At 63.0% G+C, this 24312-nt stretch carries 25 protein-coding genes; 11 read left to right on the forward strand and 14 right to left on the reverse strand.

The features are described 5' to 3' along the window. Positions 1 to 39 precede the first annotated feature (39 nt). From LMTR13_RS29235 to LMTR13_RS29265, 7 genes are all read right to left on the reverse strand, one after another. Positions 40 to 1110: an alcohol dehydrogenase gene (locus LMTR13_RS29235; RefSeq protein WP_065730794.1), complete on the reverse strand. Its 1071-nt coding sequence runs from the start codon at positions 1108 to 1110 to the stop codon at positions 40 to 42. Between the two features lie 119 nt (positions 1111 to 1229). Continuing rightward, the gene (locus LMTR13_RS29240) at positions 1230 to 2210 is read right to left on the reverse strand and encodes an ABC transporter ATP-binding protein (protein WP_418219729.1); all 981 of its coding nucleotides are present in this window, start codon (positions 2208 to 2210) and stop codon (positions 1230 to 1232) included. Next, positions 2207 to 3187: an ABC transporter ATP-binding protein gene (locus tag LMTR13_RS29245; protein ID WP_065730795.1), complete on the reverse strand. Its 981-nt coding sequence runs from the start codon at positions 3185 to 3187 to the stop codon at positions 2207 to 2209. Before LMTR13_RS29245 ends, LMTR13_RS29240 begins: the two co-directional genes overlap by 4 nt. An 11-nt stretch (positions 3188 to 3198) precedes the next feature. Further along, complete coding sequence (locus LMTR13_RS29250; protein ID WP_065730796.1) at positions 3199 to 4071, reverse strand: ABC transporter permease; 873 nt, start codon at positions 4069 to 4071, stop codon at positions 3199 to 3201. Beyond that, positions 4058 to 5008 carry an ABC transporter permease gene (locus LMTR13_RS29255; RefSeq protein WP_065730797.1) on the reverse strand — a complete coding sequence of 317 codons (951 nt, stop codon included), beginning with the start codon at positions 5006 to 5008 and terminating at the stop codon, positions 4058 to 4060. The genes LMTR13_RS29250 and LMTR13_RS29255 overlap by 14 nt, the downstream gene beginning before the upstream one ends. Positions 5009 to 5014: 6 nt before the next feature. Next, positions 5015 to 6556 carry an ABC transporter substrate-binding protein gene (locus LMTR13_RS29260; protein ID WP_065730798.1) on the reverse strand — a complete coding sequence of 514 codons (1542 nt, stop codon included), beginning with the start codon at positions 6554 to 6556 and terminating at the stop codon, positions 5015 to 5017. Between the two features lie 154 nt (positions 6557 to 6710). Beyond that, positions 6711 to 7886, reverse strand: a complete 1176-nt coding sequence (locus tag LMTR13_RS29265) for a CaiB/BaiF CoA transferase family protein (RefSeq protein ID WP_197520934.1) — start codon at positions 7884 to 7886, stop codon at positions 6711 to 6713. A gap of 257 nt (positions 7887 to 8143) precedes the next feature. Between LMTR13_RS29265 and glgA the strand changes: the two genes are divergently transcribed. Beyond that, positions 8144 to 9544: a glycogen synthase GlgA gene (gene glgA, locus LMTR13_RS29270; RefSeq protein WP_236843186.1), complete on the forward strand. Its 1401-nt coding sequence runs from the start codon at positions 8144 to 8146 to the stop codon at positions 9542 to 9544. Between the two features lie 7 nt (positions 9545 to 9551). Here the strand turns inward: glgA and LMTR13_RS29275 are convergent, their stop codons facing one another. Next, on the reverse strand, positions 9552 to 10715 hold the full coding sequence (locus tag LMTR13_RS29275; protein WP_065730800.1) for a patatin-like phospholipase family protein: 1164 nt from the start codon (positions 10713 to 10715) through the stop codon (positions 9552 to 9554). Positions 10716 to 10743: 28 nt separating this feature from the next. Then, the gene (locus LMTR13_RS29280; RefSeq protein ID WP_065733062.1) at positions 10744 to 11568 is read right to left on the reverse strand and encodes a 3-hydroxybutyrate dehydrogenase; all 825 of its coding nucleotides are present in this window, start codon (positions 11566 to 11568) and stop codon (positions 10744 to 10746) included. 186 nt (positions 11569 to 11754) lie between these two features. On the opposite strand from LMTR13_RS29280, the gene LMTR13_RS29285 reads away from it, so the two are divergent. The 6 genes from LMTR13_RS29285 (at position 11755) to LMTR13_RS41995 (ending at position 14656) form a co-directional block, all read left to right on the forward strand. Further along, positions 11755 to 12657 (forward strand): LysR family transcriptional regulator, encoded by a 903-nt coding sequence (locus LMTR13_RS29285; protein ID WP_065730801.1) that lies wholly within the window; start codon positions 11755 to 11757, stop codon positions 12655 to 12657. A 112-nt stretch (positions 12658 to 12769) separates the two neighbouring features. Next, the gene (locus tag LMTR13_RS29290; RefSeq protein ID WP_065730802.1) at positions 12770 to 12955 is read left to right on the forward strand and encodes a hypothetical protein; all 186 of its coding nucleotides are present in this window, start codon (positions 12770 to 12772) and stop codon (positions 12953 to 12955) included. A gap of 31 nt (positions 12956 to 12986) precedes the next feature. Next, positions 12987 to 13328, forward strand: a complete 342-nt coding sequence (locus tag LMTR13_RS42070) for a hypothetical protein (RefSeq protein ID WP_156795848.1) — start codon at positions 12987 to 12989, stop codon at positions 13326 to 13328. 119 nt (positions 13329 to 13447) lie between these two features. Then, on the forward strand, positions 13448 to 13774 hold the full coding sequence (locus tag LMTR13_RS29295; protein ID WP_065733063.1) for an antibiotic biosynthesis monooxygenase family protein: 327 nt from the start codon (positions 13448 to 13450) through the stop codon (positions 13772 to 13774). A gap of 30 nt (positions 13775 to 13804) precedes the next feature. Beyond that, positions 13805 to 14374 carry a NuoB/complex I 20 kDa subunit family protein gene (locus tag LMTR13_RS29300; protein ID WP_065730803.1) on the forward strand — a complete coding sequence of 190 codons (570 nt, stop codon included), beginning with the start codon at positions 13805 to 13807 and terminating at the stop codon, positions 14372 to 14374. Positions 14375 to 14455: 81 nt separating this feature from the next. Further along, entirely contained in the window at positions 14456 to 14656 is a 201-nt protein-coding gene (locus tag LMTR13_RS41995; RefSeq protein ID WP_197520936.1) for a hypothetical protein, read from the forward strand. A gap of 324 nt (positions 14657 to 14980) precedes the next feature. Here LMTR13_RS41995 and LMTR13_RS29310 read toward each other — a convergent pair whose 3' ends face one another. Further along, positions 14981 to 15700 carry a peroxiredoxin-like family protein gene (locus LMTR13_RS29310; protein ID WP_065733064.1) on the reverse strand — a complete coding sequence of 240 codons (720 nt, stop codon included), beginning with the start codon at positions 15698 to 15700 and terminating at the stop codon, positions 14981 to 14983. Between the two features lie 80 nt (positions 15701 to 15780). Beyond that, positions 15781 to 16065: a hypothetical protein gene (locus LMTR13_RS29315; RefSeq protein ID WP_065733065.1), complete on the reverse strand. Its 285-nt coding sequence runs from the start codon at positions 16063 to 16065 to the stop codon at positions 15781 to 15783. A 241-nt stretch (positions 16066 to 16306) separates the two neighbouring features. On the opposite strand from LMTR13_RS29315, the gene LMTR13_RS29320 reads away from it, so the two are divergent. From LMTR13_RS29320 to LMTR13_RS29335, 4 genes are all read left to right on the forward strand, one after another. After that, complete coding sequence (locus tag LMTR13_RS29320; protein WP_065730804.1) at positions 16307 to 16798, forward strand: DUF302 domain-containing protein; 492 nt, start codon at positions 16307 to 16309, stop codon at positions 16796 to 16798. 90 nt (positions 16799 to 16888) lie between these two features. Then, positions 16889 to 18250 (forward strand): dihydrolipoyl dehydrogenase family protein, encoded by a 1362-nt coding sequence (locus LMTR13_RS29325; RefSeq protein WP_065730805.1) that lies wholly within the window; start codon positions 16889 to 16891, stop codon positions 18248 to 18250. Between the two features lie 130 nt (positions 18251 to 18380). Next, positions 18381 to 18872, forward strand: coding sequence for a cupin domain-containing protein (locus LMTR13_RS29330; protein WP_065730806.1), 492 nt, complete (start codon positions 18381 to 18383; stop codon positions 18870 to 18872). A 117-nt stretch (positions 18873 to 18989) separates the two neighbouring features. After that, positions 18990 to 20219, forward strand: coding sequence for an MFS transporter (locus LMTR13_RS29335; RefSeq protein ID WP_065730807.1), 1230 nt, complete (start codon positions 18990 to 18992; stop codon positions 20217 to 20219). Here the strand turns inward: LMTR13_RS29335 and LMTR13_RS29340 are convergent. From LMTR13_RS29340 to LMTR13_RS29350, 3 genes are read right to left on the reverse strand one after another with little or no spacing between them, the layout of a single operon-like run. Next, complete coding sequence (locus LMTR13_RS29340; protein WP_065730808.1) at positions 20182 to 21480, reverse strand: MFS transporter; 1299 nt, start codon at positions 21478 to 21480, stop codon at positions 20182 to 20184. The two genes, LMTR13_RS29335 and LMTR13_RS29340, sit on opposite strands and share 38 nt — an antisense overlap. A 45-nt stretch (positions 21481 to 21525) precedes the next feature. After that, positions 21526 to 22023, reverse strand: coding sequence for a PRC-barrel domain-containing protein (locus LMTR13_RS29345; protein ID WP_065730809.1), 498 nt, complete (start codon positions 22021 to 22023; stop codon positions 21526 to 21528). 47 nt (positions 22024 to 22070) lie between these two features. Beyond that, positions 22071 to 24269: an amylo-alpha-1,6-glucosidase gene (locus LMTR13_RS29350; protein ID WP_065730810.1), complete on the reverse strand. Its 2199-nt coding sequence runs from the start codon at positions 24267 to 24269 to the stop codon at positions 22071 to 22073. Between the last annotated feature and the right edge of the window lie 43 nt (positions 24270 to 24312).

Below are 24312 nucleotides of genomic sequence, written 5' to 3' on the forward strand. Positions count from 1 at the left end.
CGGGTCTGGTCCTTCGGACCATCCCGGAATGACGGACAGTTACGGCGTCAGCACCGCACGGCCGACCAATTTGCCCTTCTGCAAATCGGCGAGCGCTTCGTTGGCTTTCGCGAGCGGCATCGTCGTCACCGGAATCGGCGCGATCATCTTGTTGCGCACGAGTTCGAGCAATTCCTGTGTTTCGCGCAGATTGCCGACATAGCTGCCCTGGATCGTGATCGCCTTGATCGGGATCAGCGGCAACGCCCAGGGCGCGCCGCCGCCGAACAGGCCGACGATCACGAGCTTGCCGCCCTTGGTCAGGCAGTCGAAGCCAAGCTGCGTGGTCTGCGCATTGCCGACGAGGTCGATCACGGCGCGAATCGGTTCGCCGGCCTTTTTCGCGAGCTGCTCCAGCGCGTCCGGCGCCTTGCCGTCGACGGTTGCAAGCGCACCGGCAGCCTCGGCCGCTTCGCGCTTGCGCGCATCGATGTCGACGACGATGGCGCCCTTGCCGCCCATCGCCTTTAGCAGCGACAGCGCCATCAGGCCGAGGCCGCCGGCGCCGAAGATGACGATCGGCGAGTTGAAAGCGAATTCGACCTTCTTCAGCGCGCTATAGGTAGTGACGCCGGAACAGGCATAGGGCGCCGCGGTGACGGGATCGAGTCCCTTCAGATTCAGGAGATATTTCGGGTTCGGCACCGTCATGTGGTCGGCATAGCCGCCGTCGCAGTAGACGCCGAGCGAATTTGGTTTCACCACGCACATGTTCTCGTCGCCGCCTACGCAGGTAGCGCATTTGCCGCAGCCGAGCCAGGGATAGACCAGCGCGACGTCGCCTATCTTGAGATCGCCCTTGTCGGCGGCGGTGACGTCGGGCCCGAACGCCACGACCTCGCCGACCGTCTCGTGGCCCATCGTGCGCGGCAGCGACACGCCGCGGTCCTTCAGCGACAGCGGCTTGCGGCCATGGCCGAGATCGTAACCGCCTTCCCAGATGTGGAGATCGCTATGGCAGACGCCGGCGGCCTTCACCTTGATCAGTACCTGCGTGCCCGTCGGCTGCGGCGTCTCCTGATCCACCTCTTTCAGAGGTGCGTTGAACTCGGCGACCTGAAAACTCTTCATCGCTTCTCTCCCGTCATTCTTGTTCTTGGACCAATTTCTTGGGCGTAGACACTTCCTGAGGACGGACATTGCCACGTCCGTCCCGTCGAGACAAACGCGGGCGGTGCTCCTCCCGGTATTCAGATCAGCGGGTGATGGCAAGCCACGAACTGGCCTGGCGCCACGGCGCGCAGTTCCGGCATCTCGTCGCTGCATCGCTGATCCGCGCGGGGACAGCGGGTGCGAAACCGGCAGCCGGACGGCGGCGCGATCGGCGACGGCGGCTCCCCCACGGGCACGGTCTCGGCGGGGCGCACATCCGGATCGGGCATCGGGATCGCCTCGATCAAGAGCGCAGTATAGGGATGCGCCGGCCTGGCAAAGAGCTGCTCGGAGGGACCGACCTCGCAGAGCCGCCCCAGATACATCACCGCGACGCGGTCGCTCACGGCTTTCACCACCGCGAGATCGTGCGCAATAAACAGCAGCGTCAGTCCGAACCGGGCCTTCATCTCCTCGAGCAGATTGAGGATCTGGGCGCGAATCGAAACATCGAGCGCGGAAACCGGCTCGTCGCAGACGATGAACTCGGGATTGAGAATGAGCGCGCGCGCGATGCAGATGCGCTGGCACTGGCCACCGGAAAACTCATGCGGCAGCCGCCCGACGACGAGCGTCGGGTCAAGCCCGACCGCACTCAACACCTCGTGGACGAGCTGCTTGCGCTTCTCCGGATCCTTCACACCCGCGATCACCAGCGGCTCGGCGACGATGTCGCCGATCTTGCGGCGCGGATTGAGCGAGGCGATCGGATCCTGGAAGATCAACTGCACGCGCCGGCGCATCAACCGCAAGGTATCGCCGTGCATCATCGTGAGATCGTGGCCGTCGAACAGCACACGCCCGGCGGTTGGGCGGCGCAGTTGCAGGACCGCGCGGCCGAGCGTCGATTTCCCGCAGCCGGATTCGCCGACCAGACCCAGCGTTTCGCCGCGGGCGATCTGCAAGGAGACGCCGGACACGGCATGAACGATCCTGGAACCGACAGGATACTCGACAACGAGGTTGTCGACCTCGAGCAACGCGTCAGACGAAATCGATGGAGCGGATTGCAACATCATGCGTTGGCATCCGCATGGGCTTCTATCGGGTGGAAGCAGGCGAACTGATGCGCGCTCGTCTCTGCCGCTTCGAGCGCGGGCTTCTCGTTCTGGCAGCGGGCCACCGCATAGCGGCAGCGCGGCGAGAACGAACACCCCTTCAGCGGCCGCGTCGGATCCGGCGGACGTCCCGATATCGCCGGCAGCGGTGTGTGGGGTGCGGCATCGAGTTTGGGCAGCGCCGCCAGAAGCGCCTCGGTATAGGGCATCCGCATCTTCTTGAACAACGCAAGCGTCGGGGCGCGCTCGACGACGCGGCCGGCATACATCACCGCGACCTCGTCGGTGCGTCCGGCGACGACGCCGAGGTCGTGGGTGATGATAATCATCGCCATGTGCCGGCGGCGCTGCTCCCGCGCCAGGAGATCGAGGATCTGCGCCTGGATCGTCACGTCGAGCGCGGTGGTCGGTTCGTCCGCGATCAGGAGTTTCGGTTCGCATGACAGCGCAATCGCGATTGCCACGCGCTGCCGCATGCCGCCGGAAAGCTGGTGCGGATACTGCGCCAGCCGCTGCTCGGGCGCGGGGATTCCGACCGCGGCGAGCAGCTCGACGCTGCGTCTGGTCGCGGCGGCATCGTCCAGCTCGAGATGCTCCTGCAGCGTCTCGATCAATTGGGTGCCGATCGTCAGCACCGGGTTGAGCGAGGTCATGGGATCCTGGAACACGACCGCCAGCGACCGGCCGCGCAGCTTGCGCAGTTTCTCCGGCGGAAGCTGCAGCAGGTCCTGCCCGTCAAACATCACCCGGCCGGAGAGCTTTGCCTTTTTGGGCAGCAGTTGCAGGACCGCGCGCGACAGCATGGTCTTGCCGCAGCCGGATTCGCCGACGATGCCGAGCGTGCGCCCGGCGCCGACGGTGAGGTCGACGTGATCCACCGCGCGCAGATTGCCGCGCGGCGTCGGCAGATCGACGACGACATCTTCGACAGAGAGCAAACTATTCCCGTTCACAGCGCGCCCTGACGTGGGTCGGTCAGCGCACGCAAGGTGTCGCCGACCAGATTGAAGGAAAGCACGGTGAGGAACATGGCCGCTGCCGGCAGGAAAGCGAGCCGCGGCGCCACATCGAGACTCTCGCGCCCCTCCCCGATCATGCTGCCCCAGCTCGATATCGGCGGGGGCACGCCGAGTCCGAGGAATGACAACGAGCCCTCGACGACGATCGTGATGGCAACACCGAGCAGGAAGAAGGCAAACAGCGGCAGGATCACGTTCGGCAACAGTTCGCGCAGCAGGATCCGCGCATGCGTGGCACCCAGTGCCTGCGCCGCGATGACGAATTCGCGCCGCGACAGCGTCAGCGTCGCAGCGCGCGCCACACGCATGAAGGCGGGAACGCCAAGGAAACCGAGAATGAGAGTGAGATTCAGAATCGACTGCCCGAGATACGCCGTTACGGCAAGCGCCAGGATAAGCGGCGGGAACGCCAGCAGCACGTCCATGCTGCCGACAACGATCGATTCGAACCGGCCGCGGAAATAGCCTGCGAGCATGCCGAGCGCGCCGCCGATGGTAAGCCCGATTACAGGCGCGCAGAGACCGACCACCAGCGAAATCCGCGCGCCGTAGATCAGGCGCGAAAGTTCGTCGCGGCCGAGCCCGTCGGTGCCGAGCCAATGCTCCGCCGAGAACGGGGCCCGCCGCTCCAGCATGTCCATGTCGGTCGGGCTCGGCAGCGGTAGGAGAGGCGCAAGGACTGCCATCGCGAAAACGAAAGTCATCCAGCCGATCGCCGCCCAGAACAGCATGCCAAGCCGCCGGCCCTTGCGGGCGGGCTGGGTTACGGCCACTTCGGCAACATCGAGTTCAAGCGTGGCCATGGCGAATCCTGGGATCGAGAACCGCGTAGAGCATGTCGACGATGAAGTTCATGATGACGAAGCCCGCCCCGACCAACAGCACCACCCCCTGCAGAATGATCAGATCGCGCGTCAGAATCGCGCCGATCAGCAGCCGGCCAATGCCGGGAAGCGCAAAGATCGTCTCGACGATGACAGCGCCGCCGATCAACCGGCCGATATTGATGCCGGTGATCGTGACCAAGGTCAGCGATGATGGTTTGAGGGCATGCACGAAGAGGATTCGCGCCGGTGTCAGGCCTTTTGCCTTGGCGAGCGCGATATAGTCTTCCTGCAGGGTCGCAATCATGTCGGAACGCAGCACGCGCATGATGGTCGGCCATTCCGCCAATGCCAGTGTCAGCGCGGGCAGCACCATGAAGCGCAGGTTGGCGAGCGGGTCTTCGGCAAACGGCACATAGCCGGTGGCCGGCAGCCAGCGCAGTTCGACCGCGAAAAAATAGATCAGCAGGATCGCCGACAGGAAGGTCGGCACCGACAGCATGCCGAAAGCAGTGCCGGTCATGAAGCGGTCGAACGGTCCACCGCTACGCGCCGCGCAGATGATCGCCAGGGGAACGCCGATTCCAAGCGCACCGAGTTGTGCCAGCAACATCAGTTCGATCGAGACCGGCAGCCGCTCGGCGACCGCCTGCAACACTGTCTGCCCAGTGCGGAACGAACGGCCGAAATCGCCCTGCAGCACATTGCCGAGCCAGCTCAGGTAGCGCCACCAGATCGGCTGATCCAGCCCCATGTCGTGCCGCAACGCCGCCACGTTCTCCGGCGTCGCCTGGTCGCCGAGGATGGTATACGCAAGATCGCCCGGCAGCAGCGACGCGATGGAGAAGGTGAGCAGCGAAACCGCGATCAGCACCGGCAACAGGTACAAGAGCCGGCGTGCGACGAAGAACGTCATAAGCGGTTATTCCTTCCAGGCGCGTGATACGTCGATCACCCCGCTATACATCTTGGGAAGTCCCTTAACCTTGGCGCTCGAGATTGCGTAGTAGGTGTTCTGGAAGGTCCAGAACCAGATCGCCTCCTTGTTGATCAGCCGCGTGATCTCGCAATAGTCCTCAATGCGCTTGTTCTGGTCGGCGGTGACCCGCGCGCGATCAAGCAGCTTGTCGAGTTCCGGATTGGAGTAGTTGGCGAGCGCGACCGGGCTGCCGGTGCGGAAATTGGCATACATCTGGATGTCAGGATCGGCGAGATCGACGATCCGCCACGGTGTCATCTGGAACTGGCGCATGAAGGCGCGCGGCGGAATGGTCGCCTGGTCGACCTGCTCGATCTCCATGTTGGCACCGGCCCGCTTCCACAATTGTTGCAGCACCTGGCCAACGGTGCGCCCACGCGGCGTCGCCGTGACGAGCATCTTGAACTCGACAGGCTTGCCGTAGTCCTTGATCAGCGCCTTGGCTTTCTCGAGGTCTTCGGGAAGCGCGCCGTCGTCCTTGCACTTGACCCAGGAGCCTTCGCCATAGGGGTTGCTGGCGGGTCTAGCGAGACCATTGGTAATGGCCTGCGACATCTTCTTGCGGTCAAGCGCCATGACCAGCGCCTGGCGCACGCGTACGTCGTCGAACGGCGGTGTCTTGGTGTTCATGGCATAAACCGCTGCACCCGAACCGGCATAGGTGTGCACGGTCAACTTGGAGTCCTTTTGCGCCTTCTGGATGTTATCGGCGGAATATTCATCATCCCAGACCAGGTCGACCTCGCCGGATTGCAGGCTGGCAAAGCGCGATTGCGCGTCCGGCAGCGGCTTCAGCGTGATGCGGTCGAAGTTGACCTTGTCCTTGTCCCAGTAGTCCGGATTTTTCTCCAGGATCATGCGATCGCCGGCCGTCCAGGATTTCAGAATGTAGGGGCCGGTGCCGACAGGATTGCGGTTGTAGTCGTCGCCCTTGGTTTTCCAGGCGGTCGGGGAGTGAACCGCGCTGTTCTGGCTCGCGTAAGACACCAACGATGGGAAGTTTACCGAGGGGTCTTTGAGATTATAGACCAGCGTCAGTTCGTCCGGCGCCTGAACGTTGTTGATGTTGGAGATATAGAAGGCACAGCGGCACTTGTTGACAGGATCCTTCTGCCGGTCGAAATTGGCCTTGTAGGCTTCGGCGTTGAACGGCGTGCCGTCGTGGAATTTGACGCCGGGGCGCAGCTTGAAGGTCCAGGTCTTGAAGTCTTCCGAACTGGACCAGGACAATGCGAGCTTGGGCTGCGGCTTGCCGTTGGCATCGAGATAGGTGAGCGTATCGAAGATTGCCGATGACGCGGTAAGTGCCGCGGTGTCGTAAACACCGACTTTCAAGGGATCGAAACCGGGAATATCGAGTTCGAGACCGACGGTGATGCTGCCGCCTGCCTTCTGCGCGCTGGCGGGCATCGCCGACAATGCCACGCCAAATCCCGCCACAAGAAATATACGCGCAAGCGCGCTCGAACGGATCGCCGCTTTCATTGATGTTCCCTCCCATGTGTCGTTCGTTCGTCCGGTTTTCCGGATCGTCGATGGCTATCGGAGATTGTCCGGAAACGCCGTCGCGGGCAAGGGCGTTTGCAAGCCGCGGATGAAAAGCCGCAGCATCGACACCCTTGCGTCGCGACGCGCGCTGTCAGCCGCGCACGGCGATCTGCGCCTTCCCGGCAAAGGATGCGATTTCATCCTCCGACAGGCCGGTCTCCTTCAGATACGCCCGCGTGTGCTCACCGAGCGTCGACATGCGCTTCGCCGCCGACACCTTGGCACCCGACATGCGGAACGGCAGGTTGAGCACCCTGAAGGTGCCGCCGCCGTCCTCGACCTCGGCCAACGCGCCGCGATGGGCAATCTGCGGATCGCGCAACGCTTCGGCCACGGTGCGGTAGGCCGACGACGGGACACCTTGCGCATTGAGCGCGGCGAGGCATTGCGCGGTCGTCACGGTGCGCGACCACGCTTCCACTCCTTCCATCAGGCTCGTCCAGTTTTCTCTCCGATCGGAATATTTGGCAAAGCGCGGATCGCTCACCCACTCCGGATGACCGATCACCTGCATCAGGCTCTGGAAGGTTTTCTCGCTGGCGATTGCCATCATGACATAGCCGTCCGTCGTCTCGATCGGACCGAACATCGGCCGTTGCGTCGGCTTCACGTCGAATTGCGACCATTGCAGTTCGTTCAGCGTCAGGCTCAGCATGGCTTCCAGCATCGAGACGTCAATGTGCTGTCCCTGCCCGGTTGCCGTGCGCTGATACAGTGCGGCCGAGATCGCGCCGAACGCATATACGCCGGTCAGCACGTCGGCGTGATAGATGCCGCAATAGTCCGGCCGGCTTCGTCCGGGCTGGTAAGCCAGATGCGCCATCTCATAGCCCGACGCCGCGTGAATCACCGGCGCATAGGCCGGCAGCTCCGCCGACGGCCCTGTCTGGCCATATCCGGAGATCGAGCAATAGACCAGTTTCGGATTGAGACTGTGCAGGGAAGCGTAATCGAGCTTCAATCGCCGCATCACCCCCGGACGGAAATTCTCGACCAGCACGTCAGCATTCGCGACCAATCGGCGAACCGCCTCCAAACCCTTGGACGACTTCAGATCCAGAACCAGGCTGTTCTTGCCGACATTGAGTTGGCCGAACGCGGTTGAGCAATTGTTCCGCACCGGCGGGCGGGTGCGCATCGTCTCGCCCTCCTCGGTTTCAATCTTGATGACCTCCGCCCCCATATCGGCTAACATGCGTGTGCAGTGAGGCCCGGCAATCGTGGTTGAGAAATCGAGGACGCGTAGGCCTGCAAAGCTGCCTGTCATACTCCTCTGATCGTTACCGGCTATCGTCATCATTATCTTGTAGCTCCTCGGGCCTGACGGCACTTGTTGTTGGCGCAGCGAGACCCTAAAGGGCGCCGCCGCGACAGGAAAGCCTTTAGCTAGGAACCGATAGCGAGGGCCCGGCATTATCGCCAGGTAAACTGGACCCTTGGAGTAAACTGGACCCTTTCTTGCATTTCCCCTCATCAAGGCTGGTAGAGGGCGTTCCTTTGAGAGTCTTATTCATCACTACGGAAATGGATGATTTCGTCCGGGTGGGCGGGCTCGCTGCCGTCTCGGCCGCCCTGCCCCGGGCGCTTCGCCGGCGGAGCGACGTCCGGGTCATGCTGCCCGGCTACCGCGACATCGTCGAGCAACTCACCCATATTGATATCGTTGGACAATGTGACGCGCTGGCGGAGATGCCGGCCTGCTCGGTCGGGCGGGCAGCGACAAAGGACGGCCTGCCGGTCTACGTCCTGCTCTGCCCGCAATTATATGACCGGCCCGGCAATCCCTATGGCGATGAATCCGGCCAGGACTGGCCTGATAATGACATCCGCTTTGGACGGTTTGCGTCGGCCGCCGCCGAACTTGCCTTGGGCAAGGTGGACAAGAATTGGGCAGCGGACCTGGTCCACGCCAATGACTGGCAGGCTGCATTGACGCCGGCCTACCTGGCCTGGAAAGGGGCGAAGGTTCCTTCGATCCTGACCATCCACAACCTCGCCTATCAGGGACTGTTTCCCCCGGACTCGCTGCGCCGCATCGGGGCGCCCGAAAGCTCCTTCCACATCGACGGGCTCGAATTCTACGACCACGTGTCGTTCCTGAAGGGCGGCCTCGTCTACGCCTCGCATCTGACCACCGTCAGCGCCACCTACGCGAAGGAAATCACGACGCGCGAGCTCGGCTGCGGCCTCGAAGGCCTGCTGAAGCGCCGCTCGGATGCCGACCAACTGACCGGCATCCTCAACGGCATCGACGAAAGCTGGGATCCGCGGGCCTGCGCACAGTTGGCGCAGACCTTTGGCGCCGGCGATTGGGCAGGCAAGCAGGCGAACGCGGATTACGTCCGCAAGCAGTTTGGCCTGGCGCTGTCACGCGGACCGATATTCGCGCTCGTCGCCCGCCTGGTCCACCAGAAGGGCGTCGACCTCGTATTGTCGGCCGCCGATAAAATCATCGATGCCGGCGGCCAGATCGTCGTGACCGGCAGCGGCGAGCCCCACATCGAGAAGGCGCTGGTCGAGGCACATCTGCGCCGGCCGGACGCGATCGGTGTCGTCATCGGCTTCAACGACGGACAGGCGCGGCGAATGTTTGCCGGCAGCGATTTCACGCTGATGCCGTCGCGGTTCGAACCGTGCGGGCTGAGCCAGATGTATGCGCAGCGGTTCGGATCGCTGCCGATCGGTCACCAGACCGGTGGGTTGGCGGAAACCATCAAGGATGGCGAAACCGGTTTCCTGTTTTCGAAGCCCTCGCCGGAGTCGTTTCTCGGCGGCGTGCAGCGGGCGTTCGAAGCCTTCCGCGCCAAGGACCGGCTCGACACGATGCGGCGCAACGCAATGGCGCGATCGTTTAGCTGGGATCTTTCGGCCGCCTGCTACAACGCGCTCTACCGCAAGACGGTCGCGCCTTCCATCGCCGCATAACTCCCCACTACTCCGCCGCTTCCGGCATCGCCTCCATCTGCTCGTGGAGGATGACGCCGGACAGCGGATCGAACTCGCCGACCCAGGGCTTCTTCTCGAGGACTGCTTTGGTGTGGCGGTAACCGGCGTCCCAGCGCTGCATGATGCCGGACGGACTGAAATCGATGTCCTTGGTGTGGTCCTCCCGGCTGAGCTGCGGGGCGAGCAGCCGCACCACGTGCATCCGGGTCGGACAGCCATAACCCGTCAGCTCCCGCACCGTCTCGCTGTTGCGCTCGGCCTCCGGCAAGCGCGCCGCGAGCTGGTTGATGACATGTCGCAGGCGATGCGCCTGCTGCTGTCGCGCGATGTGGCTGGCGATCCGGCTCGAGTACTGCACGTCCTTGTGCCGGTTCAGCACTTCCGCCATCGTGGTCGGCTCGGCGCCGGACGGATTCCAAAGGTGCACGGCGAAGATCAGCGAGTTCTTGCGCGGATTGTCGTCGAAGACAGCTTCCGTCGGCGTGTTCGACAATATGCCGCCGTCCCAGTAAAGCTCGCCGTCGATGCGGATCGCCGGGAATGCCGGCGGCAGCGCGCCCGACGCCATGATGTGCCTGACGCCGAGCTCGCAGTCCCGGCTGTCGAAATAGCTCATCTGGCTGGTGCGGACGTGGGCGGCGCCGACCGTCAGGCGCGGGGTGCATTGATTGACCAGCTTGAAATCGACCAGCTCGCTCAAAGTTCGCTCCAGCGGCGCGGTCGAGTAGTAGCCGGCGCTGTCGGCGCCGAGCGGATAGGAATCGCCGGCATGGGCCAGCGGGTTGGGCCTGAAGAAACCCGGAATGCCGTTGGTCACGGTCGACCAGTAGGAAAGCTTTTCGTTGAAGCCCGGAAAGATGTCGCGAAAGCTCCAGACCGGATTCTGCTCCATCTTCTTCCAGAACTCGCGAAGGCGCGACAGCCGGTTCGGCGGCGCATTGCCGGCGATCAGGCTGGCGTTGATGGCGCCGATCGAAGTGCCGATGATCCAGTCCGGCTCGATCCCCGCCTCATGCAGCGCCTGGTAGACGCCGGCCTGATAGGAGCCCAGCGCGCCGCCGCCCTGCAGCACCAACACGATCTGACCCGGCTCGGACCTGGCCAGCGCTCGCAAGTTCGGCGAAGCACCGACGTCCTGAACGTCCTTCATGTCACGCTCCCTCTGAAAATTCGTTGCGCTAGTGCGCGGTCCAGCCGCCATCGACCGGCAGCGCGATGCCGGTGACCGACGCCGCCGCGTCGCTGGCGAGAAACACCGTGAGCGCGCCGAGTTCTTCAACGGTGGCAAAACGCTTGTTCGGTTGCTGCGCCAGCAGCACATCGTGGATGACCTGCTCGCGGGAAATGCCGTGTGCCCTGGCCTGGCCGTCGATCTGCGCTTCGACCAGCGGCGTATAGACGTAGCCCGGGCAAATCGCGTTGCAGGTGATGCCGTCCTCCGCAGTCTCCAGTGCCGCTACCTTGGTCAGGCCGACGATGCCGTGCTTGGCCGCGACATAGGCCGCCTTGAACGGCGACGCGACCAGGCCGTGGGCGGACGCGATGTTGATGATGCGGCCGAATTTGTTCTGGCGCATCGCCGGCAATGCGAGCCGCGTGGTGTGAAACGCCGATGACAGGTTGATCGACAGGATCGCGTCCCACTTCTCGACCGGGAACTGATCGAGCGGCGCGACGTGTTGAATGCCGGCATTGTTGACCAGAATATCGAGCCGGCCGTGACTGGCGACCGTGTTAGCAATCATCTCGGCGATTGCCGCGGGGCTCGTCATGTCGGCCGTGGAATGGCTGACCTCGACGCCGAACTCAGCGGAAAGCTGATCGCGGGTCTTGGCGATCTCTGCAGCGATGCCGAGCCCGTTCAGCACCACGGCCGAACCGGCGTCGGCCAACGCGCGGGCGATCCCGAGCCCGATACCGCTGGTCGAGCCCGTGACCAACGAGACCTTGCCCGTCAGCGGCCGCAAGGCCGAAGCGTCCTGTGTCTTGAGCTGAATGTTCATGGGCCATCCTTTCGTGTGGCTGGTCAGCGTCGTAACGAGACCATTTCCGCAAATCTGCACACGGGGCACGGCTTCAAGGAAATGCCGTTTGGCTTCCAAAACCATACGCTGGCGCTATGGCGGTTTGGGTAGTCATCGGGGGGCGCAATCGGGTAGCTTTCCTGCACGACAGACCGGGGCACGGCCATGGAGATGCATCAGGTTCGCTACTTCCTTGCGGTTGCGCGCGTGCTCAACTTCACGCGCGCCGCCGACGATTGCAACGTTACGCAGCCGTCGCTGACGCGGGCCATCAAGCAGCTCGAAGCCGAACTCGGTGGCGACCTGTTTCGCCGCGAGCGCCCCGCCGCGCAATTGACAGAACTCGGACAGCGCATGCATCCGCTGCTCAAGCAATGCTATGAGGCGGCGACCGGCGCGCGCGAGCTCGCTTCTTCCTTCAAGAGCGGCGAAGTCGGTGCGCTTCGGATCGCACTGACCCATTCGGTCGATCTGTCGCTGTTGATTCCGCATCTCGAGCAGATCAAGCGGATGTTCAATCGTCTGGAGTTTCGCTTCTTGCGCGGCAACGCCCGCGAAGTCGCGGAATATCTCAAGAAGGGCGAAGCCGAGCTTGGCATTGCCGCCGAAATCAGCGAGGACTGGAACCGGCTCGACACCTGGCCGCTGTTTACTGAAAACTTTCAGCTCGTCATCAACAGGAATCATCCGTTGTCGGCGCGCGACAAGATCGATTTCGGCGATCTTCGCGCCGAACAATTGCTGTCGCGGAACTACTGCGAGCACGCAGCGCGGTTAAACTCTTCGCTTCGCGAACACGGCCTTGACGTCGATCGTAGCCACGAGATCGCATCCGAGCGCGATCTGATCGAACTGTTGGAGGCCGATATCGGCGTCGCCGTGGTGCCCGATACGGCGCCGATCCCGCCGACGCTGAAGCGCGCCGGCGTCGAAGGGCTGGATGCGCGGCGAACGGTAAACCTTTACGGCGTGGCCGGGCGTGAACGGACTGCCGTGGCGTCCACCGTGATGCGAATGCTGCGCGGCACCAATTGGCAGCAATTCATCGACAGGAATGGAACTCCGTAAAGGTCCGCCGGGATTGGCCCGCTTTTCTGCCGCATTTCCACTGACGTCGGTCCCCTTACAATCCGGGACGGCCGCACCACATAGGGAACATGGCTGGGAGTCGGAGGGACCGATGAAACCTCATCTACGCCCGAACCGCAAAGCTTGGGAACAGATCGCTGAGGATTTACAGGAGACCGCGGATAGCCTTCCGCCCGGCGATGACAAGGAAGCCGCCAAACGCAAGGCGTTGCAAATGAGGAAGGCAGTCGAAATCAGAAACTGGCTGACTTCCCCGGGCATGCAACCGCCCCGCTGATGCGGCGTTCCGCCCGGCAAAATCGCGTTGAATGCTGCTCAACAAAGAGCGACCCCGCCATTTGAAATCGCAAAATGACGGGGCCTTAGGAGCATTTTCGCCTTTCCATGAAGGTTACTTGCTCCTTGCCGACATAACCATCGACGGGCGATCACGTTCCGGGGTTTCTTCGAGATTTTCTTCCCGGGAATTTTTCATTCTCGAAGACTTTTCGACCGGTTCCACCTCCATGAAGGCCTGTATCCGGTCGACCGCCCGCCGCGCTTGTGCCGCAGCAGCAATCTTGTTTTCGGGAGTCTTGCACGGCCTCAGGCAATTTCCGGAACTGCTTCCCCTTCCCGGAATTTCCGTAATTGAGGCGAAGTCGCCATGATTGAAACTGCGGGCCGGCGTCGCCGACGCCGGCCCGCGCCAGCAACGCATGGGGACCTGCGCCAGGCGCTGCCCCACAAAGCTGCGCTGAACCCGGTTTCGATCAAAGGGAGATCAGCCATGCCGCAGATCCACGCCGACAGACAACACGTTACCCAGATCACGATCGTCGAGTCGGAGCCCGACAAGCAGGCGGAGGCGTTGTCGGTCATGACCGAGCGCGCCCGCTTCATGGCGCGTCAGCCGGGCTTCATTTCGATCAGCCTGCATCGCAGTCTGGATGGACGCCGCATCGTCAATTACGTGCAATGGCAGAACAGCGATCTGCTGCGATCGGCCCATCAATCGCCGGAGTTTCGCAAGCAGTGGGGCCACTTCGACGAAATCACGAGCGAGATCGATCCGCACCTGTACGAAGTTTCTGCTGTCATAGATGGGAAAGCGTAAGCATCGCAAACAACCCGTGGGCGCAACCAGATGCAGGACTCCCGACCATTGATCACGCCCTCCGGAAGGGGAATCTTGGACCCGGGAACCGGCGCGCCGATGCGTGATGACTACTTCCTTGCCGGATTGAACAGCGAGCTCAGCGACAAAGGCTTCTTCGTTACCGCCGCCGATGATTTGATCACCTGGGCCCGCGGCGGTTCGTTGATGTGGATGACATTTGGTCTCGCTTGCTGCGCGATCGAAATGATGCAGATGGCGATGCCCCGCTACGACGCCGAACGGTTTGGATTTGCCCCCCGCGCCAGTCCACGGCAGTCGGATGTAATGATCGTCGCCGGTACTCTATGCAACAAGATGGCTCCCGCGCTCCGCAAAGTCTATGATCAGATGCCCGAACCCCGCTATGTGATTTCGATGGGTTCGTGCGCCAACGGCGGCGGCTACTACCACTACTCGTACTCGGTCGTGCGCGGGTGCGACCGCATCGTTCCTGTCGACATCTATGTTCCCGGCTGCCCGCCGACCGCCGAAGCGCTGCTGTACGGCGTGATGCTGTTGCAGAAGAAGATTCGGCGTTCAGGCACCATCGAACGTTGAGATCGAATCGCCTGGAAAGCGGGAACCTTGCCAGAATCCTCGTGTTGACAACATGTCGGAACCAACAGTGGGGAGTTCACGATGGCAACGGCAAAGCAAAAGGCCGCAGCGAAAAAGAACATTAGCAAGGCGCGCACGGCAGGGCGCGGCATGTCGGCGCAAGCCCATGCAAGGGCTCAGCCCGAGGGGCGACGCCGCGCCAAGCCCGGAGCCCGCAGCGGCGGCAGCTTCTTCCATATCGAGGTGCGACCGCGGCGAGAATTCAAGACGTTCCGCACCTAGGATATCGGAGAGAAAGGCGGAATCGAACGGGTCGCCGGCAAGCGCGGCAGCGGTTCCTGGGATACTCAGAAATGGCTGATCAGCAAGGAGCATGCCCATCGCGTCGGCGCCCGTCTGGTGCCAGATACTGCCGATGCGCGAAAGGTTCTCAAAACTCTTGGCGCACCGCCGCGCCATCTTTCCGGTGACCGCTTCAAGGCGACGGATCGGCCCAACGTACCCGAACGCGCCAAGCCGACGCCGGCCATGCGGCGCGCGCGGACTCGCAATATACGCAAGGCCCAGGCAACGAAGCGCAAGCGCGCCTCCCGCTAAGGGATATTGCTATCGCTCCTCGCTCGCGCTTTTCAACGCGGCGATCAGGTCGTCGATTTCCATACGTTTGCGGAAATCGGGATCGACGAAGCGGGCTTTCACCAATCCATCGCGGCCGACCACGAAGGTAGCCGGGATCGGCAGCACCCAGCCGTCATTGCCCTGAAAACTCGCCATATCCTGATACGAAAGCAGCCGCTGGATTTCGGTGCCGAGCCAGATCGCGAGATTGAGCGACAGCGCGTAGCCGTTGTCGAGATCGGTCAGTACGGGGAACGGCGCTTCGGCCTCGGATTTGAATTTCTCGGTATAGGCCTGCGTCTCCGGCATGATCGCAACCGTCTGCGCGCCCAAGGCCCTGATCCGGTCCTGGGCCTGGATCACCGCCCGCACGTTCAGCCCGCAGTAAGGGCACCAATGGCCGCGGTAGAACATCACGGCGACTGGACCGTGATCGAGGAGCGATTTCAGGCTGATCAACCGGCCGGTTTCGTCCGGCAACAGGAACGGCGGCATCACCTCGCCCGGCCTTGGCGCGTTTTCGCCGCCGCCGTTCTCATTGAGCCGCGTCACCAGCCGGTCGACGGCTTCGCCATAGGCCGGAAAGATCTCCCTCCCCGCCGCGGCGTAGGCCTCGAGCTGCTCGCGCAAGGTGCCCTCCATGTCGCGGCATTGCTGGAACGCTTCCTTGAGACGCTCGGCGTTGACTGGCGATAGGGTTGTCGTCATGGCTTGCTCCGGCATTTCTGTATTATTTTCCGGCTCGGGCCGCCCCGCAAGGGCGGCCCGAGCGCTGCAGCGCTCCCGCTTCAGGGCAGATAGAAATTGCCGGTCGGGTCGAGCATGCCGGAGGTCGAATAGAGCTGGCCCTTGTCCATGAAGAACACGGTGTTGTTCGGCACCTTCTTGGCGTTCCTCATCATGGCGTCGTGGTTTTTGGGCGTGGCCGCCATGGCCATCGCCGACATCTTGCCGGGGCCGGCATACATGTAGGCCATGCCCGGATTGAATTCCCAGGGAACTTGCGAGAAGGCGGTCGTGGCGACGGCAGCAAAGGCCGCAGCGGCAATCAGGGTCTTGGAAAGGGTGGTCATGGGAAATTCCTCAAGATTGACATCACGCCCGCCAATCGGGCGCTGACCCATCAGAGGATGGACGGCCGTTGATTTGAAATGCCGTTGCACAATCGGTTCGATAGCCATGGCGTATTGAGCGGCACCGATAGTCCGCCGCTATCGACTTGAGAGCGGATGCGCATTTCATATCGGCCGGCGGAACGCTCATCCTCTCCTCGATGGCATGCGGAGGGCATGCGCCACCGACAGGAGATTTCCGATGACACGCCATTCGACGAACCGCTTTGCAAATTTCTTCGCCACGCTGCTGCTGACGGCGCTCGTGCTTTCCGTCGCGTCGGCAGCACGGGCCGACAGCGACGACGGTATCGTTCGCGTCAAGAGCGCGGTGCCGATGGCTGAGGCGATCAGCCGCATCAAGGCCGATATCGCAGCCAAGGGCATTAAGTTCTTCAGCGAGATCGACCAGTCGAAACTTGCGGCCGAAGCCGGCATAAAACTGCGTCCCTCGACGTTATTGGTGTTCGGCAATCCACCGCTCGGGACGCAGTTCATCACCTCGAACCCGAACGCCGGACTTGACTGGCCGGTCCGGCTATTGCTGACGCAGGACGACAATGGCGACGTCTGGGCGGTCTGGACCGATTTCGGCTGGATCGCCAGGCGCCACAACATCAGGGACCGAGCGGCGCAGTTCGAGATGGCGACCAAGGTGGTGGGCTCGATCACCTCGACCATCGCAACCAAGTAACAGCGTCGGGCCGCTCGACGTAAGCTCATCAGGTTGCGCAGCCGGCGTGGCCTGATCGCATCCGGCGTTGCCAACGGAGGGGTTAGTTCGATGACATCAGAGAAATTTGACGTGGTCGTTCTCGGCGGCGGCAATGCCGGCATCGGCGTCACCGGACCGGTCCGGCGCGCGGGAATGTCGGTCGCGATGATCGAGGCCGATCTGCTCGGCGGCACCTGCCCGAACCGGGGCTGCACCCCGAAGAAGGTGCTGGTCGCCGCCGGACACGCGCTGCACGAAATCGAGCGCGCATCCATCCATCACATTGCCATCGGCAAGCCGAAACTCGACTGGGCCGCGCTGATCGATCGCGAGAAGGACATGATCAAGGACATTCCTGCCAATCTCGCCCGCGCGATGGCCAAGCGCAATGTCGAGGTCATCAAGGGCCACGGCGCGTTCACTGGCCCCAATACCGTCCGCGTCGGAAGCCGGATACTCGAGGCCAGGCAAATCGTGATTGCGACGGGATCAAAGCCGCGACCGCTGCCAATTCCGGGGGCCGAGCTCATGATCACCTCGGATGAAATGCTCAGCGAACGCGAATTGCCGGCTTCCGTGATCTTCATCGGCGGCGGCGTCATCGCGCTCGAATTTGGCCACGTCTATGCCCGCGCCGGCGCTGACGTCGCCATCCTCGAAGCGCTGCCGCAGCTATTGCCGGCCATGGATGCCGACGCCGTCGCGCGCTTGCAGGCCGAGAGCGAGCGCATCGGCATACGCCTCAGAACCACAGTGAGCGTCAAGCGAATTGAACAGGCGAACGGCCGCCTGCGTGTCGTCTTCAGCCATGACGGCGCCGAGCACGCAACCGAGGCCGACCGCGTCGTCAACGGCGCGGGACGCATCGCCAATGTCGATACGCTGGATCTCTCCGCAGGCCAGGTCGAACACGCCAATGGCCGCGTCGCGATCGACGGCCATTTGCGGTCGACCTCCAATCCCAACGTATATGTCTGTGGTGATGCGGTACCGACCTCCCCGCAACTGTCGCCGATCGCGACCTATGAGGGCGACATCGTCGGCCGAAACATCGTCGAACGCGCGAAATACAGCCCGGACTACGCCAGCATGGCGACATCTGTCTACACGGTGCCGCCGCTCGCCTCGGTCGGCCTGACGGAAGCCGTCGCCAGACAGAAAGGTTTTGCGATCGACGTCCACGTCAACGACATGCTCGACTGGTTCTCCGCGAAGACCTATGCCGAAACCGTTGCGTGGTCGAAGGTGATCGTCGATCGATCAACCGACCGCATCCTTGGCGCCCATTTCGTCGGGCATTCCGGGCAGGAGCTCGTGAACATCTTCGGGCTGGCGATGCGCTTTGGCATCACCGCGCGCCAGATCCGGGAAAACGTCTACGCCTATCCAACGTTTTCCTCCGACATCAAGCACATGCTCGGCCACGGCTAGCGACATAGCGCAGCGCTATGGAGTTGAGAGCCAACCGGCATTTCCTCCTGCACGCAAATTCGATGATTGTTGTGGATGTAGCCGGCCGGTTCGTTCAGGGCCGGGGCAAACCTGAAGAGGAGACCACGACATGTCCATATCGAACATCACGTCACGCCCGATCCGGCAAGGCCTCGCACTTGCCGCGCTTGTCGCAGGCTCGCTTGCGATGACCTCCCTCGCCAGCGCGGGCGAATGCCCGGCCGCCAAGATGCAGCCCAACGTACGCGCCATGGTCGACCACAAGCCGGTCGGCGTCACCGATGTGACGCTCGGCTCGATCAACCTCGAAAAGCAGCCGGCCAAGATCAACGATCGCGAGCTGCGCTTCCGCAAGCTGACCATCGAGCCCGGCGGCATTGTGCCCTGGCACAGCCATGACGACCGGCCTGCGCTGATCTACATCCAACAGGGCGAGATTGTCGAATACGCCAGCAACTGCTCGGAGCCGATCGTGCACAAGGCCGGCGAGATCAGGCCGGAAGTCGCCGGCACCTCGCACTGGTGGAAGAATCTCGGCAAGGAGACCGTCATTCTCTATGTCGGCGACGTCCGCAAGGATCCGCACGACCACAATATGTAAGGAGCTGTAACGAGCGCCACCCGACGTCTCGTTGCAGGATGTGACGGCCTGGGGTCCCGTGTCGCCCCACACGCCCAGGCGTCACATCCTTCTTTCTCGATAAGATGTTGAAGCACCATGACCAGCATGTCCGCGCCGATGAAATCCGAAACGATGGAGATCCATGGTCATTCGCCGGGCGCAGCGCTGCGATCCCTGGTTATTGGCCTGACGGCGTTTCTGACCGTGGTGGATCTGTTCGCGACGCAGGCCATTCTTCCTTCGTTGACCCGGCACTACAATGTAACCCCGGCTGCTATGGGTATCGCGGTCAATGCCAGTACCATCGGCATGGCCGTCGCCAGCCTTGTTGTCGGCTTCCTGAGCCCGCATATCGATCGCCGGATCGGCATTCTCGTCAGCCTGGTCGTGCTCGCAATCCCCACCACGTTGCTGGCGATCGCGCCTGATCTCACGACGTTTACGGTACTTCGCATCGCCCAGGGCCTCTGCATGGCCTCGGCGTTCGCTCTGACCCTGGCCTACCTCGGCGAGCAATGCAGTTCGATGGATGCGGGCGGCGCGTTCGCGGCCTATATCACCGGCAACGTCGCGAGCAATCTGATCGGCCGGCTCGTATCGGCCGCGGTGGTCGATACGCTCGGGCTGGCCTCGAACTTCTATTTCTTCGCGCTGCTCAATCTCGCCGGCGCCGTGCTGGTCTATTTCACCATCCATCGGGTCGAGCCGATGCACGCGATGCACGCGACACGATCGCCGTTCGCGGCAACAATCGAGCATTGGCGTAATCCGGCGCTACGTTCGGCTTTCGCTATCGGCTTCTGCATCCTGTTTGCCTTCATCGGGACCTTTACTTTTGTCAATTTTGTGCTGGTGCGTGCGCCGCTCTCGCTCGGACGGATGGATCTCGGCCTTGTCTACTTCGTCTTCGCGCCTTCCGTGCTCACGACACTGCTCGCCGGCAGGGCAGCAGCGCGCTTTGGCACGCGGCCGGCGATCTGGGGCGCGCTTGCGGTCGCCGCTGTGGGCCTGCCGCTGATGCTGTCTTCGCATCTCCCGGAAGTTTTGACCGGCATGGTGCTGGTGGGCGTCGGCACGTTCTTCGCGCAGGCCTGCGCCACCAGCTTCGTCGGCCAAGCCGCCAGCGACCACCGCGGCATCGCCAGCGGCACATACCTCGCCTGCTATTTCCTCGGCGGCCTCGTTGGCAGCGCCGTGCTGGGCCAGTTGTTCGACCGCTTCGGATGGAGCGCCTGCATCGCCGGCGTCGCCGCGTCGCTGGTCATCGCGGCACTTTTGACCGTGCGCCTCACGCTCGAATCTCAGTCCGCCGGGTCTCCGGCATGAACGCCCAGATCACCGTAAGGCCAAGGCTTGCGATCCCCGCCAGCCCGACGAACGCGACACTGCTGCCAAAGACATCACTGATATAGCCCGCCAATACCGTGCTCAGCGAAGCACCAATGCCCGTCGCAGTTCCGACGATTCCCTGCGCCAGATTGAAGTGGCCGCTGCCGTAGGCGACATCGGCCACGATCAGCGGCACCATCACGCTGAGCACGGCCGCGGTAATGCCGTCGAACACCTGCACGAGAACCAGAAGAAAGGGATCGCTCACGACAGCAAACAACAGGCCACGGATTGCCAGTGCGCCGAACGCCAACAGCAGCAGCGGCCGCCTTCCCCACGCCTGCGCCTTGCGTCCGACCGAGGGTGAGGTCAACGCGACGATCGCTTGAGGTACGATGATGCAGGCCGCAATCAGCACCGGCGCCCATTGAGCCGATCGTGTCGTGACCACGCCGGCCATCAGCGGCAGCATGGCGGCGTTGGCGAGTTGGAACAGCGATACGCCGCCGGCGAAGATCAGCAGCGGGCGCTGCCGAAGGAGACGAAGCACACTGGTCGCCTCCTTGTCGGCGGCCGTGGTGCCGCCGCCGTCCTCGCTCAAGGCACCGTGCGCCTGCGCCACGTTAATTTCCTGGCCGCGAATCCGGGCAAGCGCCAACAAGGTGGGAATTACAAGAAGGGCGGTGACGAAGAAGACCGACTGGCTTGACAACAGATAGCCGCATGCGCCCATCAGCGCCGCCGCTGAACCATTGCCGAGGGACGCGAAACGGGCATTGCGCCCGAGCCGTTCCCCGATCGCAAGCGGCCCGACCAGGCCGAGGCTAATGGCGGCGATGGCCGGACCCAGCACGCAGCTCGCAAGCGCATGCAACGTTGCGGCCGCCGTCACTACCGGGAAGATCGGCCACAAGGCGTAGGCCAGCGCGGCGCAGCCGATGGTGGAGAGGGCGAGCCCCGCTACCAGCCGCTCGGAACGGGCGGCATCGACGACGGCTCCGCCCGGCATCTGCCCGAGCAGGCCGATGATCCCCCCGATCGACAGCACGAAGCCGATCTCGACCTGCGTCCATTTCTGCGTGGTGAGGTAAACCGCTATAAACGGACCGAATCCGGTCTGCACGTCGGCGAGAAAGAAGATGAACCAGTCAAGGCCGCGCTGGCTCTCGCGCGACGGTTTAGGCCGCTCGCTGGGCGCGGGCGGCAGCGGCACAACATTACTCTCCCCGGCGGATCGCCCATGGCGATCGTCGTTCATCGGATCGAGCGACTGGGAAGGGCGCGCGACCAGATCGTTTCTCCCTTATTTGTCGAAATCCCAAGGCTGCAAGCGGCCGGCCGCGCCGAGCACGATCACTGGCGCGTCCTGCTTGTATTCCGGCGCCGCCGTTACCTGTTCCTTGGTCAGCTCGAGCGTGATACTGTCGCTCTTGTTGGCAACACGGCCAAAATGCAGCGCACTCCAGTCGACGACGATCTTTCGGCTGCCGACACCGAGAAAGCCGCCGAAATCGATGACGGCGGCGCGTACAGTGCCCTCGCGGTTCACGATCACGTCGACGATCCGTCCCATATTCTCATTGGCCGGACTGCGGACCTCGCGGCCCAGAATGCCGAGCGCGTCGCGGGCGCCGATCACAGTGACCGACGGCGGAGGCGCCGGTTCCTTTTTCGTGGCATCTTTCGCAGCATCGGCCGGTGCGGCTCGGCTTCCCTGCGTTCCATTATCTTCCGCTGCCGACACCGGAAGGCTCATCGCCAGCCCGGCGATCAGCGATATGATGACAATACCGGCGCGCATATGGCCTCCTGAACTCCGAAGACGCATGGATAGCGGATGCACGACCGCTAGTGCGTCAATACGATCGACACCTGAATCTGTCCACGCGTGCGCAATACCTCGAGCGACACTTCCTCGCCGTGGCGGCGGACCCTCAGGTCGACGCTGGAAGGCCCGAGCCGCAGATCGCGCAATACCACCTCGTTGAGGAATTCCGGCAGGCGCGGGTCGCGAAGGCGTATCTCGCCGCGCGCGGCATCGAATTCGAGGCCAAGCGCCGCTTCCAGCAGCGTAAAGGGCGTCGCGCTGGCCCAGGCCTGCGGCGCACAGGCGACCGGATAGAGCACCGGTCCACGCCGCTTTTCCCGCCGGAATCCGCAGAACAATTCCGGCAGCCGCCGCAAGTCCATGTAGCTTGCGGCGTCGAACAGGCCCTTGAACAGATGCGCCACCGAGTGCTTCAGGCCGTAGCGCGCAAAGCCGAGCGCGATCAGCGCGTTGTCGTGCGGCCAGATCGACCCGTCGTGATAGGACATCGGGTTGTAGCGCACCTCGCCGTAGGCCACGGTGCGGATACCCCATCCTGAAAAGAACTTCTGGCTCATCAGATCGGCCGCAACGCGGCGGGCACGATCGGTCCGGACGATGCCGGTGAAGAGAAGCTGGCCGGCATTGGACGTTCGGACCTTGCACGGCCGCTTGGCACCATCGAGCGCCAGCGCGTAGGTGCCGAGCTCCTCGCACCAGAACGCTTCCTCGAAGCGTTCGGCCAGCAGCAAGGCCTCGGATTCGAGCTTCGCCGCCTGGTCAATCTTTCCCAACCGCCGGGCGCAACGGGCCGCCAGCCGCTTGGCGGCGAAGACATAGCCCTGAACTTCCGCCAGCGCGATATAGCCTTCGGCGAGCTCCCCATCGGCGTGGAAGATCGCGTCGTAGGAATCCTTCCAGCCCTGGTTGGCAAGTCCCTGCTCGGTGGCGCGCTGGTATTCGACGAAGCCGTCATGATCGGGGTCGCCGGGACCGTCGATCCACCGTAACGCCGCCTCGATCGCGGACCACAGTTCGGCCAGCGTTTCCTCATCGCCGGTGCGCTCGACGTAGAGGCCGGCCAGCAGCACGAACAGCGATGTCGAGTCGACGCTGCCGTAATACTGCGCGAACGGCACTTCGCGCAGCGCCGCCATTTCGCCACCGCGCATTTCGTGCAGGATCTTGCCCGGCTCGGCGTCAGCAAGTGGATCGGTGGTCTTGGCCTGGAAGAAGGCCAGCCGCCTCAGCACGCCTTGGGCAATACGCGGATCGATCCACAGCATCTGCAGTGCCGTGATCAGTCCATCGCGGCCGAACGTAGTCGAATACCAGGGAATGCCCGCATAGGGATATCGCCCCTGCGGCGTTTCGGTCATCAGCATGTTGAGGTCGCCCATCGCCTGGCACAGAACCTCGTTGAAGATGTCGTTCGACGTCTCGATGCTGGCTGCGCCGACGGTCGAACGCCGCATCTCGCGGCGATGCGCCAAGAGGCCGCGAAAGAACGGTATCGGCTTCTGCATGGCCGGCTTGTTGCAGGACACCGCGACAAACAATGCGATTACTTGCCTGGGCTCCAGCTCAAAATGGTGGGTTGCCGAATTAACGGAGAGCCGCGTCGGCCGCGGCTCAAAATGCAATGCTGTAATGCGGGTCTGACCGTCGAGCCCGCTGTACTCCAGCACGACATCGGTGGGGCCGAGCAACCGGCTGGAGCCCACGCCCCGGCGCGACCGGCGCTCGCCGCGCACCTCGAACAAATCGGCGAAATCATTGTCGAACAGCAGCGTCAGGTCGAAGCTCGCCGGCCGGTCGCCGTGATTCTGAAGGGCGATGCGCTGATAGGCCGTGCCGCGCCACAGGAAAATCGAGCGCACGATGTGCAGCGTGTCCTTCTGCAACGCCAGCCTGCCGTTGCGGTACACGTCCGAATTGGTGAGATCGACAGTCAGCGCCGAATTGTCGTCGCGCAGATTGGAGCCAAGCAACAGCGGCTGGACTTCGTCGAGCACCATCTCCAATCGGGCAAGATAACGTGTATCGGCATTGAACAGGCCATCGGGCCCGCCGGCAGAGGCGCCGATATCGCCATGGCTGTCCAGCACGATAAACGTATCGTCGTGCTTGAGGGAGCAGCGCGGCCGCGTCGCCGGGCCCGTCATCGGGATGTAGAAAGGCGATTCCGCGACGTGTTCGGCAGCCTCAATGGTGATCAATTGAGTGACTTCCGCTGTCATTTTGACCCCTCAAGCGATTTCCTTGCGTTGTGATGGACGCATC

Source organism: Bradyrhizobium icense (assembly GCF_001693385.1).
GTDB lineage: Bacteria > Pseudomonadota > Alphaproteobacteria > Rhizobiales > Xanthobacteraceae > Bradyrhizobium > Bradyrhizobium icense.

Coding starts and splice junctions, on each gene's coding strand:
- LMTR13_RS29275 (WP_065730800.1), bottom strand. CDS start 10,715: ATGAAGGACGTTCAGGACGTCGGTGCTTCGCCGAACTTGCGAGCGCTG.
- LMTR13_RS29300 (WP_065730803.1), top strand. CDS start 13,805: ATGCAGGACTCCCGACCATTGATCACGCCCTCCGGAAGGGGAATCTTG.
- LMTR13_RS29250 (WP_065730796.1), bottom strand. CDS start 4,071: ATGGCCACGCTTGAACTCGATGTTGCCGAAGTGGCCGTAACCCAGCCC.
- LMTR13_RS29235 (WP_065730794.1), bottom strand. CDS start 1,110: ATGAAGAGTTTTCAGGTCGCCGAGTTCAACGCACCTCTGAAAGAGGTG.
- LMTR13_RS29295 (WP_065733063.1), top strand. CDS start 13,448: ATGCCGCAGATCCACGCCGACAGACAACACGTTACCCAGATCACGATC.
- LMTR13_RS29320 (WP_065730804.1), top strand. CDS start 16,307: ATGACACGCCATTCGACGAACCGCTTTGCAAATTTCTTCGCCACGCTG.
- LMTR13_RS29315 (WP_065733065.1), bottom strand. CDS start 16,065: ATGACCACCCTTTCCAAGACCCTGATTGCCGCTGCGGCCTTTGCTGCC.
- LMTR13_RS29340 (WP_065730808.1), bottom strand. CDS start 21,480: ATGAACGACGATCGCCATGGGCGATCCGCCGGGGAGAGTAATGTTGTG.
- LMTR13_RS29240 (WP_418219729.1), bottom strand. CDS start 2,210: ATGATGTTGCAATCCGCTCCATCGATTTCGTCTGACGCGTTGCTCGAG.
- LMTR13_RS29265 (WP_197520934.1), bottom strand. CDS start 7,886: ATGACAGGCAGCTTTGCAGGCCTACGCGTCCTCGATTTCTCAACCACG.
- LMTR13_RS29255 (WP_065730797.1), bottom strand. CDS start 5,008: ATGACGTTCTTCGTCGCACGCCGGCTCTTGTACCTGTTGCCGGTGCTG.
- LMTR13_RS29280 (WP_065733062.1), bottom strand. CDS start 11,568: ATGAACATTCAGCTCAAGACACAGGACGCTTCGGCCTTGCGGCCGCTG.
- glgA (WP_236843186.1), top strand. CDS start 8,144: ATGGATGATTTCGTCCGGGTGGGCGGGCTCGCTGCCGTCTCGGCCGCC.
- LMTR13_RS29330 (WP_065730806.1), top strand. CDS start 18,381: ATGTCCATATCGAACATCACGTCACGCCCGATCCGGCAAGGCCTCGCA.
- LMTR13_RS29310 (WP_065733064.1), bottom strand. CDS start 15,700: ATGACGACAACCCTATCGCCAGTCAACGCCGAGCGTCTCAAGGAAGCG.
- LMTR13_RS29350 (WP_065730810.1), bottom strand. CDS start 24,269: ATGACAGCGGAAGTCACTCAATTGATCACCATTGAGGCTGCCGAACAC.
- LMTR13_RS29285 (WP_065730801.1), top strand. CDS start 11,755: ATGGAGATGCATCAGGTTCGCTACTTCCTTGCGGTTGCGCGCGTGCTC.
- LMTR13_RS29335 (WP_065730807.1), top strand. CDS start 18,990: ATGACCAGCATGTCCGCGCCGATGAAATCCGAAACGATGGAGATCCAT.
- LMTR13_RS29290 (WP_065730802.1), top strand. CDS start 12,770: ATGAAACCTCATCTACGCCCGAACCGCAAAGCTTGGGAACAGATCGCT.
- LMTR13_RS29325 (WP_065730805.1), top strand. CDS start 16,889: ATGACATCAGAGAAATTTGACGTGGTCGTTCTCGGCGGCGGCAATGCC.
- LMTR13_RS29260 (WP_065730798.1), bottom strand. CDS start 6,556: ATGAAAGCGGCGATCCGTTCGAGCGCGCTTGCGCGTATATTTCTTGTG.
- LMTR13_RS41995 (WP_197520936.1), top strand. CDS start 14,456: ATGGCAACGGCAAAGCAAAAGGCCGCAGCGAAAAAGAACATTAGCAAG.
- LMTR13_RS42070 (WP_156795848.1), top strand. CDS start 12,987: ATGCTGCTCAACAAAGAGCGACCCCGCCATTTGAAATCGCAAAATGAC.
- LMTR13_RS29345 (WP_065730809.1), bottom strand. CDS start 22,023: ATGCGCGCCGGTATTGTCATCATATCGCTGATCGCCGGGCTGGCGATG.